The following is a 15,049-nucleotide window of genomic DNA, read 5'->3' as shown; positions in this document are numbered from 1 at the left end:
CTTGCAGCCCGTCAACGTCAGTTCTGTGGATCCAGGGATCGCAGCAGTTCGAGCAGCCCCTGCGCAGGGAGCAGTTGATCGTCGGTGACGGGGTCGGGGCTGAAGTGCATCAGGCTGTTACGGAACTGGCGGCACTCCTCAATCGCGGCGAGGAAGTGCTGCTGGTCGATGGCCCAGTCCAGGGCGGACCAGTTCTCGGGAGTCCGGAGCAGGTGCCCGTATGCCCCGAAGGTCAGGTTGGCGGCGGAGCTCACCCGGGAGGCGCGCCCTCGTGGCACCACCGCCCGGATGCGGTCGAGCGGTATGCGCTGGTCGACCACGCGGCGCAGACGCTGCTCGATCTCCTCCACGAGAACGAACGGGCGTACCCGCGTGCCGAACTGCACTGTCAGGTCCGAGGCGGTTACCAGGCCGCAGACCCTGTGGTCGTGGTCGCGCACAAGGACGTATCCGGTCTGCTGGATGGTCCCGATCCAGTCGAGGAGGTCGTCCGATCGGTCCGCCTCCTGGCCCCTGACCGTGGCGGCTTGGAGGCTCGCACGGGGATCGGCCATGTGGGCGCGCCCGATCGACTCCCAGCTCACCACGCCACGCAGTCGCCCGTCCGCGTCGAGCACGGGGAGCTGGCTGTAACCGCGCAGCACCATGAGGGTCATCGCGGTCCTCAAGCTGTCCCCGACCCGTACGCACTCGGGCATGCGGTTCGCGGAATCGAGGTTGCTCACCCGGTACGCGACGGTCTGTGCCTGGGACTCCTCGTCCGGCAGGTGACCGGCAGCCTGCACCGCGCTGTGGACCGAGGCCGGCAGGCTCGTGGTGCCCGAGAGCCGGGTCATGGCGCTCGTTCCCGCCTCGTCCGGCTCGGAGCCACCCGCCAGTACGGCGATCCGGCTGTCAATGCTGCCTTCCGTGAAGGGGGGCACGGTGACCAGGCCGCGCGCGTCGAGGTCGTTGTTGATCTGCTCCACGGCTGCTGGGTACCGACGCTGGATGCCCCAGACGGCGAGGAAGTCCCGGATGGAGAGGGTGAGCGGTTCGTCGGAGGCACGGCGGCGCACTTCCTCGAACAGTTTGGCGGGCTCGGTCAAGGTGGCGGCGAATTCGTCGGCGTCGGGGCGTCCCGGGTCGGGCCTGCCGTCGGCCAGGGCGGCGATGCGCTCCGCCGCTCCGAATCTGCTGAGTTCGAAAACGGTCAGCAAGGAACCCATGCTGTCCAGCAGATCGGAGTGGATCGACTGTCGGTCGATGTCCTTGACGAGCCACTCCACCCGGCGGACGTGGCGCAGTCCGTCAGCGGCTTCCGAGCGGTACGCGTAACCGCCTGCCACACGGCCGATGGCCACGAGCCATGACTTCAACGGGAGCGCGACGAGGTCCCCGGGCTGGATCTCGTGGACGAAGCGGTAGAGCTGACCGGTCCAGTTCCCGACCGTGTACGGGCCTTCGTCGGGGTAGGCGGCGGCCACGGCCGCCTTGATGTCGTCACGCGTGGCACTGTCGGTCAGATCTCCCAGGCCGAGCCACCCGGCGAGCAGCATGCCTTCCTCCAGCGCCGCCTGCTCCCGCTCCCCGTTCTCGCCCGCCCGAACCACCCAGGCCCGCATTCCGCCCCTCCCGTATGAACATGTCACTGCTTGCGTGGCGTGACCCTATAGCACGCGCGCTCAACGGCTCCTGGCTACGGTTGACTTACGGCCTTTTCGAATCCGCGGACGCTGATCTTTCGGTAGTGGCCGGTGCCGCGCTTCAGCGCCCTAAACTGATCGACAGGCAGTGCGACCGGGGTGAGGGCCGTGACGAGCGTGGGGGTACGAGAGCGCCGATGAAGCCGTTGGACACCGACAAGGACCCGCGTGTACGAGGGCCGTTCGAACTTCTTGCCCGGCTTGGCGAGGGCGGTATGGGCGTCGCGTATCTGGCCCGCAGGATTCCGCTGGACGGCCTCACGGACGAACTGGCCGCGACATACCGGCTGATCGAGCCCGACGAGGGTGTGGACGCCGCCGAGTCACGGCTGGCCGTGGTCAAGCTGATTCAGCCGGATCTGCTGGACCAGACGTCGGCCCGTGAGCGGTTCGACAGGGAGATCGAGGCCGTACGCGCGGTGGTCAGCGCTCGGGTTCCGGCGCTGCTCGCGGCGGCCCCGGGGGCCGCGGAGCCGTGGTTTGCCATGGACTACATCGCGGGGCCGTCGCTGCACACCATGGTGGAGGAGTCCGGGACCCTGGCCGTGGGGCCGTGTGCCGCGCTCGGCCTGGCCCTCGTGGACGCCCTGCGGGCGATCCACGGCACCGGGCTCCTGCACCGGGACCTCAAACCGAGCAATGTCGTCCTCGGCCCGGACGGGCCGGTGGTGCTGGACTTCGGTCTCGCGGTACTCGTCGAGCGGCGCACCAGCCAGGCCATCACCAAACCGGGCGAGGCATGGGGGTCGTGGCCGTACGCCTCGTACGAACAGCTCCACGACTTCCGCCACGTCAAGGAGCCGGCCGATGTGTACGCGCTCGGTGCCACGCTGTTTTTCGCTTTGACGGGGAGGGCGCCGTATGCCCAACAGCCTCTGCTCACGCCCCCCAACTGGAACGGTGTCGACCCGTCCTTCCTGCCGTTGCTCGGGCAGATACTCGTGCACGTTCCGGGCCAGCGTCCGGACCTGGACGCCGTGGAGATGGGCCTGCAGGCCGTCCTCGTCCAGGCCGGCCTGACTCCTGAGCTCGCGGCAGTGGAACTCAGGGAGCTCGTGGACGCCGCCGGCCTGGCCCCGGAACTACCCCCCGAGGCCGTGGCCGACCAGGTCGATCCGGCCGTGCGGGAGCTGGCCCAGAAGGCGGTTGACGTCGGTGCGGCACCGGACGCCCCATGGGCCGGGGACGGCGCCGCGGATCTGTCGGAAGAGACCGCCGGTTTCTTCGGCATCGTCGACACGGACGAGATCGAGCGGGCCGAGGACGCCGCAGACCGGGCAGGCGCGCCCCACGGGTACGCACCCACGGTCGTCGATCCTGCCGCGGCGCAGCCCGCCGAACCGGTCCCCGTCCCTCCCCCCTCGCCCGCAGCCTCGGCCCCGCAGACGACGCTCGGGGAGGGCCCCAGCCCCACCAGCCACCGCCGCCGGCCCTCGCGTGAAGCGGAAGAGCATGAAGCGGCGGAACTGGCGCCGCTCGCCCCGGCGGCGCCTCCCCGGGCCGCGCTGCACGTCGCCGAGGAGCTGCGCCTGGCGTATGCACATCGCGGAGACCTCTAGGGGCCGAGGGGCTAGTGGGCGAGTAGCCGCACCAGGGGGCGCGGTCCGGTGGCGGCCGTACAGTGAGACGCACGTCACAACGCGGCCCCCTTTCAATCCCTTCCGGGGCCCGCGCCTCCCGGGCCCCGCCCGGCCGGCCGGCGTGCGCCAAGCGGTCTCGCCCACCTCCATCGGCGCCCTACCCTTCTCAGGGGCCCCGCTCCACGGCGCCACTTCCCGCCGTAGCACCCTCCCCGTAACGACCTACAACGTAAGGAGCCGCCCGCCATGCCCGACGCCGTGCCCGGTACCCCCGAGGCCCGCCCCGCCGACCGGGCCACGTCGGCGCCCGGAGGACCTCCGCCCGCCGGCACGGTGATCGAGGTACGGGACGAGGAGTGGATGGTCTGCAACAACCCGAACGAGGTGCGGCCCGGCGAGTTCCTGATTGAGGTGGTCGGCGCCTCCGACCTGGTGCGCGGCCAGAAGGCCCAGTTCCTCGTGCCGACGATGGACCGCCCACGTGTCCTGCGTCCCGAGGACACGCAGCTCCTCGCCGACCGCTCTCCGCACTTCCGGCGCAGCCGCCTTTTCCTGGAGGCCGTGCTCCGCAAGACCCCGTTGCCGCAGACGGAACGCCGTCTGTCGCTGACCGACGGATTCCTCCTGGACCGCATGGACTACCAGCTGCGGCCCGCCGCGAAGGCCCTGGCCAACCCGCTGCGCCCGCGGCTGCTGATCGGCGATGTGGTGGGCCTGGGCAAGACCCTGGAGATCGGGGTGCTGCTCGGCGAGCTGATCCGGCGCGGCCGGGGCGAGCGCATCCTCGTCGTCACGCCCGCTCCCGTCCTCGAACAGTTCCAGCATGAGATGTGGACGCGCTTCTCCCTGCCCCTGGTACGGCTGGACAGCTCCGGTATCGCCCGGATCGAGCGGAAGATCCCGGTCGGGCGCAATCCGTTCACGTACTACAAGCGCGTGATCATCTCCATGGACACCCTCAAGAATCCCAAGCGCTACCGTCCATGGCTGGAAGGCCTCCACTGGGACGCCGTGGTCATCGACGAGTCCCACAACCTCATCAACCAGGGCAGCGACCGCCGCGCCCTCGCGGATCTGCTCGCCGAGCGCACGGACGCGCTGATCCTGGCGAGCGCGACACCGCACAACGGCGACATGCCCGCCTTCACCGGCCTGATCCGCCTCCTCGATCCCATGGCGGTCAAGGACTCCCGGAAGCCGAAGGCCGAGGAACTGCATCACCTGATGGTGCGCCGTACCAAGGTCAGCGCGGAAGTCGCGGATCAGCTGACGGACCGCTGGGCGCCGCGTGGCGGCTCCCGGCCGGTACGCTGCCAGGCGAACGCGCTGGAGGAGAAGGTCTTCCAGGAGCTCGCAGACCACTGGCTGGCCCAGCCCGATCAGGCGGTGGGCGCGGAGGACCGCCTCTTCCCCTACGTCCTGCTCAAGTCCTTCCTCTCCTCGCACCGCGCCCTGTTCGCCACGGTCCGCGACCGGCTCACCAAGACCGGACACCGCCTCCCCGAACGGCACACGATCGCCGATCCGCCGCCGGCAGAGGTCACCGGGCAGACGTCCGAGGCCGCCTCTCTCCTGCGCCTCATGGAGTTCGCCCGCGCCATCGACCGCGCGGCTACCGAGGATGCCGGCCTGACCGCCACGTCCAAGCTGGCGGGCCTGGTGGAAGAGCTGCGGCGGATCGGGGTCAAGGCGGGCAGCCCGACCCGGGCCGTCGTCTTTTCCGAGCGTCGCGAGACCCTCGACTGGCTGGGGAAGGCGCTTCCCCCGCTGCTCGGCTGGCAGGACGAGGACGATGCCAAGGCCGTCGTCAAGGTCCTGCACAGCAGCGGGGTCTCGGACCGCGTGCAGATGGAGTACGTCGACGAGTTCGCCCGCGCGGGCAGTGACGTACGGCTGCTGCTCACCGGCGACGGTGCCTCCGAGGGCGTCAACCTGCACCGCCAGTGCCACCACCTGATCCACTGGGACCTGCCCTGGAGCCTGATCCGCGTGGAGCAGCGCAATGGCCGCATCGACCGTTACGGCCAGACCGAGCCGCCCGAGTTCCGCGCGATGATCCTGGAATCGGCCGTCGAGGGCGCACTGGACGACACGGATATCGCCGAGAAGGTCCTCGCCCGCGAGGAGAGGGTGCACGCGGTCCTGGGCGCGGTGGAGGCGGCGACGAAGGAGAACGACGGCGCGCTGGAGGAGAAGCGCGTCATGGAGGCATTGCTCAAGGGCGAGGCCCCGCAGCAGGCCGTGGATGATCTGGAGGCCGTTCCGTTGTCCGGGGACGGAGCTCCGACGGACCTGCCGCTCGCGCAGCAGCTGAACGCCGAATTCGGCGCGAGCGGCGACCCGTACGACGGCGCCGGGTTCGACTTCGACACGGACTACGAGGAGGAGGCGGGCTTCGACTTTGACGACGGCCTGGACGCCTCGGAGGACCCGGACACCTCGGACGTTTCTGGCTTGTCGCCACAGGCCGTGCCCGGGGAGGCTCCGGCTGCCAAGGACGTCCTTCCCCCTCTCCACTTCATCGAGGAGCTGCGCCTGTTCTCGGACCGCCGTGACTACGTCCTCGCCGGCCTGGAAGAACTCAAGGATCTGGAGTCGTTCCGCCTGGACACCACCGTGCATGGCACCGACCTCAGCTTCGACACTCCGGAGGATCTCGCTGACCGGCTCGACGTACTGCCCCCCGGTTATCTGCGCGACCACGGCATCACCCGGCGCATGAAGCTCACCTTCAGCCGCAAGGACGCGGCCGACTCCCTCAAGCGGGCCCGGGAGGACGCCGACTCGTCGTCGCTGTGGCCGGACGCCCACTACGTCGGCGAGCTGCATCCCGTCATGGAGTGGCTCACCGACAAGGTCCTGGTCCAACTGGGGCGTCAGCAGGCGCCGGTGGTGCAGGTGGAACGCGCCCGTGTGCCGGAGCCGGTCTTCCTCACCCAGGGCGTGTGGTCCAACGCGGACGGCCGCCCGACGGTCGTGGCCTGGCTGGCCGTCGACCGGCTGGGCCGGGCCGGAGAGGAGCCCCGGGTGCGGAAGCTGACCCGTCGGCTCCTGGCCGATCTCGGCCTGGGCCCTGACATGCCGGACCACTTCGCGGACGGCGACCCGGACGCGCTCCAGCAGCATGTGCCGGCGGCCGTCGCCGCCACGCGCCGCGAGATGGACCGCCGGCGGGCCGACGCGGAGCAGCTCGTCGACGCACCGCTGCGTGAGTACGAGCAGCGGGTCGGCCTCTGGCGCCAGCAGGCGTTGCCCGGCTTCAGTGGCGGACGCGGCGCCCGTGAGCGCGCCGCCGAGAACCTGGAGGGGGCAGCGGCTCGCCTGCGCACGACTGGTGAACCGATGGTGCGGGTCCTGGTGGTCCTGGAGCCGAGCGCATGACCGGCCGTTTGACCGCACCCGTATCCGTACCCGCACACGTGTCCGCGTCCGCAACGCCTGGCACGGCAAGCCAGCAGGAGCAGCAAACGTGAAGTTCGACGCTCTGATCAACGAGGGTGAGTACTTCCCGTCCTTCTACCTGGACGAGATGCTGCCCAAGCAGCTCAAGACCGGCCGTCTCAAGCAGTGGACGGCACAGGAGCGGCAGGGCCGGCCGACACCCCGGCAGGGCTTGCGGGACCTCACCGGCCGCTATCTCGATGTGCGGCTCACCGTGGGCGGCGAGGCCGATAAGTACAACCTCCTGCCCGACCCGGAGGCCCGCGCCGCCCAGGAGGCGGCGACCGAGGCGGTCAAGGCGCACACCGGTCCGGACGAGCCGCCGGCCTTCCAGCCCGCCGCCGGGCCGCGTGCGTACGGCGACAGTCCGGAGGAGGCGTGGCGCGCGGGCCTGGACGCCTGGCACGTCAGCGTGTTGGAGGCCCTCGGTTTCACCCCGCGCCCCGGCCACCGCACCGTGCACGGCGCCGCCGGCCCCGTCGCCGTACCCGTCGCCCACAGTGAGCCGGGCATCGCCGTCCTGACCGGTGGCTTCGCCGACGACCTCGCCGCCACGCGCGCCGACGGCTCGGCCAACCGCCTAGCCAGCCCGGTTCGCGTCGCCTCCGGCAAGACGCTCACCACGGTCACGGACCTGGCCGCCTGGCTGCTCGCCGCCGCCGACGCCCCCCGCTACGCGCTGCTGCTGTTCGGCGGCATCCTGGTCCTCGCCGACCGGGAGCACTACATGCGCGGCCGCCACCTGGCGGTCAGCCTGGAGATTGCGCTGCCCCGCAAGGGCGTCAAGGGTGCGACCGCCAGTGAACTCGACGTGATCGCCGCCCTGTTCGGGGCGGAATCGCTGCGCCCGGCCGAGGACGGCGGGGACGACGACATCGCCCGCCTGGTGGCCGAGTCCCGCGACCATTCCGTAGGCGTGACCGCAGATCTGCGCGAGGGTCTGAAGGAATCGGTCCAGCTGATCGCCAACGAGGTGCTGGAGCTGGCCAGCACGGACGGCGTCAAGCCCGCCGACCTCCCCGAATGGCTCCCGGACGCGCTCGCCGAGCCCGGCGCACTCCCGCGCCTGCTCACCAACGAGTCGCTGCGCTACCTCTACCGCATCCTGTTCCTCCTCTACGCCGAGGCCCGCCCCGAGCTGGACATCCTGCCGATGCGGAGCGAGCAGTACGCTTCGGGCTACAGCGTGGCCCGGCTGCGCGAGCTGGCGGTCCAGGAGAAGCTCTCCAGCGCATCGCGCGACGGCTACCACTTCCACGACTCCCTGGACCTGCTGTTCGAGAAGGTCTTCACCGGCCGCCCGGTCGCCGACACCGTCACCTCGCGTCCGGCCCAGCCCGACACGGACGGGAGCGGCAGAACCCTGCCCGGAACTGACGGGACCGGCACGGCGTCGCCCTCCCCGGCCGGGCCCGTCACGGACGCCGATCCGCCGGAGCTGTCCGAGGACGACGGCTACGCGGGCGTCCGCATCGAGGCCCTGCGCTCCCGACTCTTCGACCCTGCCTCGATAGAGCTCGTCGACCAGAAGATCATCCACCCCAGCGACATCGCCCCCGACGGCACGGTCCCCGGCTCGGCCCGCCGCCTGGACCTGCGCTTGCGCAACAAGGTCCTGCACCAGGTGCTGCGCAACCTGACCGTCGTCGAGGGCCGCGGGCGCGGCGGGCGCGGCGGTTTCATCTCGTACGCGAACCTCAGCATCAACCACCTCGGCGCGGTCTACGAGGGGCTGATGTCCTACACCGGGTTCATCGCCGATGAGCCGCTGTACGAGGTCGCCAAGGGCGGCGACCCGAGTGGCGGCTCCTGGCTGATCCGGGCCAGTCAGGTCGCCTCGGGGCGCTACCCGGACGGTCCGGACGACAGCGTTTTCGTGAAGACGGAACTGAACCCGGAGACCAACGAACGGGTGCCGTTCCCGCACAAGGTCGACTCGTACGTCTATCGCCTGGCCGGCCGCGACCGCCAGACCAGCGCCTCGTACTACACACCCGAATCCCTCACCCAGGCCACTGTCGAGCAGACCCTCCGCTTCCGCCTCGACGAGAACGGCGAGGTCGACCCCAAGGAGCCGGAGAAGGCCTGGGTCAACGCCGCCGACGTCCTGAAGTGGCGGGTGTGCGAACCGGCCCTGGGCTCCGGTGCGTTCCTCAACGAGGCGGTCAATCAGCTCGCCGAGCTCTACCTGCGCCTCGCCCAGCGCGAGCGCGGCGTCGAGATCGACCCCGAGGACTACCAGCGCGAGCTCCAGAAGGTGAAGGCCTACCTCGCCCTGCACAACACCTACGGCGTCGACCTCAACGAGACGGCGGTCGAACTCGCCGAGATCTCCCTCTGGCTCAACACCATGCACCGGGGCATGAAGGCCCCTTGGTACGGCCTCCACCTCCACCGCGGCAACTCGCTCGTCGGCGCGGCGCGAAAGGTGTACCCCGGTAACAGCCTCAGCAAGGGCGGCTGGCTGACGGCGAAGGAACCGCAGCGTCCCCGGCACGTCCCGCTGGGCGAGAAGCTGAAGGCGCGGGAGGTGCACCAATTCCTGCTGCCTGCCATGGGGTGGGGCTCCATCGGGGAGAAGGTGTCCCTGCGGACGCTGAAGAAGGGCACGCCCGAGGAGACGGTACGGGCCGTGGTCGATGGCGATGTCGTCGACTGGCTGGAGCCCGAACTGGTCGAGGCGATGCGGAAGTGGCGCTCGGCGATGCGGCGCAAGCCGAAGGGCGACCGGCGGACGACGCCGAAGAAGGCGGTAGCTCCGACCCCGGAGAAGCAGGCCAAGAAGGACGCCGGGTCCGGGCAGGGTGCCTTCGACCTCGGGCTGGAGATCTGGGAGCAGCCGACGCTGGGCGTCGTCTCAGCCAAGCCTGAGGGGCCGGCTGGGGCCGCGAGTTCGGCCAGGTCTGCTCAGCGGGACGACGAGGCGGAACCCGGGGCCCGGACCCAGACGGGACGGCTGATCCGGCTGGCCCAGCGCGTCGAATACCTGTGGGAGCTGGTCGTGAAGCGGCTGACGCTCTCCGAGCAGGAGATCTCACGGCACGTGGACGTGTGGGGCGCGGGTGCGTCGCTTCCCCCGGACGGCTCCGAAACGGGCCCCAGGCCGATGGACCGCGATGCCGTGCTGGCGGCGCTCCGCCGCCAGGGCACCCCGTATTGGCGGCTCAAGCAGCTCATGGACGCGTGGTGCGCACTGTGGTTCTGGCCGCTGGAGGAGATCGGGCTGCTGGACGGTACGGACGACTTCGAGTACCGCCCGCACGGCGAGGACCGCACCGAGCTCCCCAAGGGCCACGGCAAGCGCCGGGTCGCCCTCAAGTCCCTCGACGACTGGATCGAGTTCGCCGAGGCCGTGGTCGGTCGGGTCGACGTGGACACGGGCGAAGGGCAGGTCACGTTTCTGCCCTTCGAGGGCGTCCGGAGCCTGGAGGAGCTGGACGCCAGGGAGCGGCAACTCGACGAGAAAATGACCGGGGACACGGCTTGGTCCAAGCCGGTGGACCTCGGGGGTACGTTCCCCTGGTACGGGACGGTCGTGCGGATCGCCCGTGAACGGGGCTTCTTTCACTGGGAGTTGGGCTTCGCGCATGTCTTCGCGGAGGGCGGCTTCGACTTGATGGTGGGGAATCCGCCGTGGGTGCGGCAGGAGTGGGACGAGAACGGCGTTCTCGCGGAGATCGAGCCGTGGTTCGTGCTCGGGGGGAAGGAGTCGGAGGCCGACCGGGAAGAGAACGTGGCCGAAGCACTGGCCAAGCCGGAGCACCGGTCGTTCTATTTGGACGAGCTGGGGACCGTGGCGGGCGTTTCGGAGTTCCTGTCGTCGGCGGATACGTATCCGGAGCTGGTGGGGACTCGGCCGGATATGTATCGGGCTTTCATGTTGCTGGGGTGGAGGGCGACTGGTGAGCGGGGGGTTGCTGGGCTTATTCATCCGTCGACGCATCTGACGGGGTCGAAGGAAGGGGTGCTGCGCCGGAGAGCGTATGAGCATCTGAGGCTGCATGCGGACTTTGTTAATGAGCTGTACCTTTTCGCTAAACCTGTCGATCACAGCACGCACTTCAGCCTCAATGTGTACGGGCACAGGCGCGACATTGGATTTCAGCACTTGAGCTGGGTCATCCACCCGAAGATGGTGCGTGAATCGCTGTGGCACGACGGAAAGGGCCAAAGCCCCAGCATTAAGTACCGGGGCACATGGGATACGCGTCCGCACCAGAGCCGAGTCGTGAGCGTGAACCGACAGACGCTCGCCGAGTGGCGTGAGCTGGCGGGCGAGGAGAATCCGCCGCCGGTCGAGCAAGCCAAGCTCCTCTACCCCGTGACACAAGCTGAGGAGTCAGCCATCGCGGCGCTCGCGAAATGGCCTCTCCGGCTCAGCGCAATGGATCCGTGGATCAGCGGGGGCTTCAACGAAAAGACAGACCGCGCAGCGGGCTACTTCTCCTGGGACTCTGGCCCGGCCGACAAGTGGAACGATGTGATCCTCCAGGGGCCGTTCATCGGTATCGCGACACTCTTCGCCAAGCGGCCGATTGAGGATGCCCGTACGTCGCTCCAGATGGAGCCGTGGGGCCACCTGAACCTGGCGGTGGACGAGGTGCTGCGCACGAACTACCGTCCCGCTGGAGCCCGTTCAAGGTTCATTGCCGCACAGAGCCAGTGGGTGGACCGCGACCGGATTACCCAGCTCTGGGGTGACCCCGCAGCGGTCGCGGCTGCGGAGGCGGACGTCAAGGCATCCGACCCCGAGATCGAGGACGACGACCTCGACAAGGCTGTCGATGCGTTGTTGCGGGCGGCGAGCATGCGACCGTACTCGGAGTTCTACCGGGTGGCGTGGCGCAGGCAGATCGCCTCGAACACCGAGCGCAGCCTCTTCGCGGCCCTCGTCCCACCTGGGCCCGTCCACGTCGACTTGGTCAATTCCATGTCGCTCGGCGGCCTCACCGACACCGCGCTGGCCGCCGGATTCATGGCCGCCCTGCCGTTGGACTACTACTTGCGTGCCACGGGACGCAACGACCTCCGTATTGGTGAGGCCAAGACGCTCCCGGCCCCCACACCAGACCACCCCCTAGCCCCCGCCCTCCTCCTCCGCACCCTCCGCCTCAACTGCCAGACCAACGCCTACGCCCCTCTCTGGGAGGAGCTCTACGACCCGGTCTGGCAACAGGACACCTGGGCCGCCTCCACAAGATGGCCCAAGGCAACGACCCCGCTCAGCGTAGGCGTAGGCCCCACCTGGACCGGCGACACCCCCCTCCGTACCGAGTTCGCCCGTCGTGCCGCGCTCGTCGAGATCGACGCCCTCGTCGCGGTCTGGCTCGGCATCAGCGAGGAGGAGCTGGTCGCCATGTACGACGCCCGTTTCCCTGTACTCCAGCAGTACGAGGAGCACATGTGGTTCGACGCGACCGGCCGCCGTATCGCGAAGGCGCACCAGCAGCACGGCTACGGCCAGCCCAAGGACGCTTGGAAGACGTTGAGTTCACCGGCGGCTTTCCCGAACGAGCACAAGGTCCCCGAGGGGTACACCGCCCCTCTCTACCAGGCGCACCGCAGGGAAGAAATGCGAGCCGCCCACAAGGAGTTCACCCGCCGCCTGCACGAGGCCGGCTGACCAGGCACCCCACCTACGCCAAGAGCCCTGCCGCCCGACAAGGATCGGCAGGGCTCCCGCGTACGTACGACCGTCAGGCGTCCGCCCCCGAAGAGGCCAACCCGACGAGCCCCGCCCATGCCTCACGCGACACCGTCACGACGGGCCCGGCCACGGCTTTGGAGTCCCGGACGTGCACAACTCCCGTACCGGCCGCGACCTCCACACACTGGCCGCCCTCGGTTCCGCTGTAGCTGCTCTTGAACCAGGCGAGGCCGGATGCGACGGTCGAGGACTCAGCGATCTTCATAGCGATCCCAGCAACCCTTCGATGAACTCCAGTGACTCTCGCGGACTGAGAGCCTGTGATCGGATGATCCCATAGCGGGCGGCGGCGATAACCGCCCGTTCAGGGTCGGTCTTAAGGGTGCTGGTTGCGTGTGTCTCGGCGTACACGAACTTCTTGTCGTCCTTGCGTGTGACGACCGTGAAAGGCCCGTTCACGCCCGCGTTGTCCGCGCAGTCAAGCGGCATGACCTGGATCTCGACGTTCGGCTTCTGGCCGATCAGGAGCAGTTGCTCCAGCTGTCCCCGCAGCACGTCCTTGCCGCCGTACCGGCGTCGCAACACCACCTCGTCCATCACGAAACTCAGCAGTGGTGCGGGCCGCCGGTCGAAGATGTCCTGCCGAGCCAGCCGGGCGGTTACCCGCTGCTCGATCGTTTCGTGGTCCAGAGGAGGACGCGCATGCCGAGCAGAGCCCTCATGTACTCCTCGGTCTGGAGCAGGCCATTGACCACATGCGTGTCGTACATGACCAGCTCAATGCACTCCTTCTCCAGCTTCGCCATCCCCCGGAAGAACAAGGGATACTGAGCCCGCTCGACCTGCTCCTTCCACACCGTGAGCAGACCATCCACCCCAACACCTCGTCCGCCCGGTCGATGGTCCGGGGCGTCGGGATCCTGCGCCCCTGCTCGAACGACGCGACGGTGGACGCCGAATACCCGATCCGCCGCCCGAACTCCTCGCGTTCCAGCCCGGTCCGGAGCCGCAGCGTCTTCATGCTCTGTCCGAACGTGACGACCAGGCCCTGACCGGACTTGTCCGCCGCCCGCCCGCCGGCACCGTCGCCGCTCTCCCAGCCGTCCCCGAGGCTGACGAGCGCCTCGTCACCGCCCGGCGGGGTCTCCGCTTCCGTCGTCGTGAGTTTCGTATGGTCCGCCATCGACATCACCACCTTCCCGGCCCAACGCCCACCCGATGAATGTCGTCACGCCGCGCGATTCCTACCCGTACCGGCACGCGCGTACAACGGATTCGCGTCGGTGCGTCACCGCTGGTGACGCTACGCCACCGGCGGGAGGGTGGTCGGCATGACGAGCAATTCCGGCGATCTCACTCGCACCACCCAACTCGCCGCCCCCACCCAGCTCTTGATCATCACGCCCGGGCCGCAGCAGTGCGCGGACCACACCTTCGAGATGCGCTTCACCTCCACACCGTGCGGGGCACGCCTCGCCCGCCACCTGGCCGCGCACCGGCTGGGCACCTGGGGGATTCCGTACGACACCGACCCGCATGACGCGCTCGTCCTGATCGTCGCCGAGCTGTCCGCGAACGCGGTACGGCACGGCTATGTCCCCGGCCGGGACTTCCACCTTCGCCTGTACGTTCCGGCGGACTCGTGCCCCGGCGTCGCCCGGGTCGAGGTCACGGACACCCGCACCGAACGTGTACCGCCCCGCCCGGCCGCCGTCCGCGACCCTGGAGCCGGGGAGGGCGGCCGGGGGCTGTGGTTGGTGTCCCGGCTCGCCGTCCGCTGGGACTGGTACCCCCGGACCGGTGGTCCCGGCAAGACGGTCTGGGCCGAGTGCGCCGTCCCGGGGTGTGACCTCTCCCGCGAAGAGGTGCGGTAGCGGCTCCGCTCTTGGCTGGTCGGTCGGGTGAGACGCGCTTGATGGGTACGTACCCGTACCCGTATCCTGGCGGGGTTCGATCGAGGAGGCTCCCATGTCCGACGCCAACGTCCGTATCCCCGCCGAAGCCCGCGACAGGCTCGCCCGCATAGCTTCCTCCGAAGGCATGTCGTTGCGGGGGTACCTGTCCCACCTCGCCGAGACGCTGCTCACCCCTGAAGAGCGCGCGGAACGGGCCGAGCGGGCCCGCGCCGCCCTGTGGGAGTGGAACGGCTACGACCCGAGCGCGGCCGAACAGGTAGCCCTCGACGCCGAGTTGGATCGACGGCTCAGTGAGGCGGGAGCAAGGTGACCGAGCCCCTACACATCGTCCTGGACGACACGGCGATGGTTGCGGCCGGTAAGGGCAGCGTCCTCGCCTCCCGGCTGATCCATCGCGCGCATGCCGAGGCGGGCTGGTTCCTGTACGCCTCGGCCTGCGCGCTCGTCTCGGCGGACCGCATACGGCCGGGCACGGCGGAGCATCTCGCCGCGCTCCCCGGTGTCAAGGTCCTCGACCTGGACCTGCCCGCCGCGCTCGCCCTGGCCCGCGACGACTCCTGGGCCCCGGCCCACACTCGGTACGCCGCCGAACCCACGGTGGAGCGGCCGAACGGCGCGGTGGTCGCCACCACCGCCCCCGATGTCTGGAAGGGGCAGCCGGTGCGGATCATCGACCTCACACCGTGATCTCCCTGATCTCGACTCCCTAATCTGGCTGATCTCGGCGAACGAGGCGGCTGTGTCAGACCTCCGCCGTAGAGTGGAACGTGATCGATTCCG

The 15,049-nt window shown here is 69.4% G+C and carries 8 protein-coding genes and 1 pseudogene; 6 read left to right on the top strand and 3 right to left on the bottom strand.

What is annotated here, in order from left to right:
- Positions 1 to 17: 17 nt before the first annotated feature.
- Entirely contained in the window at positions 18 to 1,604 is a 1,587-nt protein-coding gene (locus ACFVT2_RS10950) for a CBS domain-containing protein (RefSeq protein ID WP_390015017.1), read from the bottom strand.
- A gap of 218 nt (positions 1,605 to 1,822) precedes the next feature.
- On the opposite strand from ACFVT2_RS10950, the gene ACFVT2_RS10945 reads away from it, so the two are divergent.
- The 3 genes from ACFVT2_RS10945 to ACFVT2_RS10935 all read left to right on the top strand — a co-directional run bounded on the left by ACFVT2_RS10945 (position 1,823) and on the right by ACFVT2_RS10935 (position 12,329).
- Positions 1,823 to 3,244: a serine/threonine protein kinase gene (locus tag ACFVT2_RS10945; RefSeq protein WP_390015014.1), complete on the top strand. Its 1,422-nt coding sequence runs from the start codon at positions 1,823 to 1,825 to the stop codon at positions 3,242 to 3,244.
- 267 nt (positions 3,245 to 3,511) lie between these two features.
- Positions 3,512 to 6,646, top strand: coding sequence for an SNF2-related protein (locus ACFVT2_RS10940; protein WP_390015011.1), 3,135 nt, complete (start codon positions 3,512 to 3,514; stop codon positions 6,644 to 6,646).
- Between the two features lie 88 nt (positions 6,647 to 6,734).
- Entirely contained in the window at positions 6,735 to 12,329 is a 5,595-nt protein-coding gene (locus ACFVT2_RS10935) for an Eco57I restriction-modification methylase domain-containing protein (protein WP_390015008.1), read from the top strand.
- A 73-nt stretch (positions 12,330 to 12,402) separates the two neighbouring features.
- On the opposite strand, the gene ACFVT2_RS10930 is transcribed toward ACFVT2_RS10935, so the two are convergent.
- Together ACFVT2_RS10930 and ACFVT2_RS10925 are read right to left on the bottom strand one after the other, a co-directional pair.
- On the bottom strand, positions 12,403 to 12,618 hold the full coding sequence (locus ACFVT2_RS10930) for a DUF397 domain-containing protein (RefSeq protein WP_390015005.1): 216 nt from the start codon (positions 12,616 to 12,618) through the stop codon (positions 12,403 to 12,405).
- Positions 12,615 to 13,374, bottom strand: a pseudogene (locus ACFVT2_RS10925) (helix-turn-helix domain-containing protein). The gene ACFVT2_RS10930 and the pseudogene ACFVT2_RS10925 overlap by 4 nt, the downstream one beginning before the upstream one ends.
- A gap of 310 nt (positions 13,375 to 13,684) precedes the next feature.
- Here ACFVT2_RS10925 and ACFVT2_RS10920 point away from each other — a divergent pair.
- From ACFVT2_RS10920 to ACFVT2_RS10910, 3 genes are all read left to right on the top strand, one after another.
- Positions 13,685 to 14,227: an ATP-binding protein gene (locus ACFVT2_RS10920; protein ID WP_390015003.1), complete on the top strand. Its 543-nt coding sequence runs from the start codon at positions 13,685 to 13,687 to the stop codon at positions 14,225 to 14,227.
- A 94-nt stretch (positions 14,228 to 14,321) separates the two neighbouring features.
- Positions 14,322 to 14,579 carry a hypothetical protein gene (locus tag ACFVT2_RS10915; RefSeq protein WP_390015000.1) on the top strand — a complete coding sequence of 86 codons (258 nt, stop codon included), beginning with the start codon at positions 14,322 to 14,324 and terminating at the stop codon, positions 14,577 to 14,579.
- A complete protein-coding gene (locus ACFVT2_RS10910) occupies positions 14,576 to 14,956 on the top strand; it encodes a hypothetical protein (protein ID WP_390014998.1) in 381 nt (126 codons plus the stop codon). Before ACFVT2_RS10915 ends, ACFVT2_RS10910 begins: the two co-directional genes overlap by 4 nt.
- Positions 14,957 to 15,049: the final 93 nt, after the last annotated feature.

Origin of the sequence: Streptomyces sp. NPDC058000, from assembly GCF_042886435.1 — a bacterium.
Classification (GTDB): domain Bacteria; phylum Actinomycetota; class Actinomycetes; order Streptomycetales; family Streptomycetaceae; genus Streptomyces.
Note: the sequence above shows the minus strand (reverse complement) of the source record. Positions and strands in the feature narration are given on the sequence as shown.

What these genes read in the sequence shown, in the direction of transcription:
- ACFVT2_RS10920 (WP_390015003.1), top strand. Translation starts at nt 13,685, where the DNA reads ATGACGAGCAATTCCGGCGATCTCACTCGCACCACCCAACTCGCCGCC.
- ACFVT2_RS10950 (WP_390015017.1), bottom strand. Translation starts at nt 1,604, where the DNA reads ATGCGGGCCTGGGTGGTTCGGGCGGGCGAGAACGGGGAGCGGGAGCAG.
- ACFVT2_RS10945 (WP_390015014.1), top strand. Translation starts at nt 1,823, where the DNA reads ATGAAGCCGTTGGACACCGACAAGGACCCGCGTGTACGAGGGCCGTTC.
- ACFVT2_RS10930 (WP_390015005.1), bottom strand. Translation starts at nt 12,618, where the DNA reads ATGAAGATCGCTGAGTCCTCGACCGTCGCATCCGGCCTCGCCTGGTTC.
- ACFVT2_RS10940 (WP_390015011.1), top strand. Translation starts at nt 3,512, where the DNA reads ATGCCCGACGCCGTGCCCGGTACCCCCGAGGCCCGCCCCGCCGACCGG.
- ACFVT2_RS10915 (WP_390015000.1), top strand. Translation starts at nt 14,322, where the DNA reads ATGTCCGACGCCAACGTCCGTATCCCCGCCGAAGCCCGCGACAGGCTC.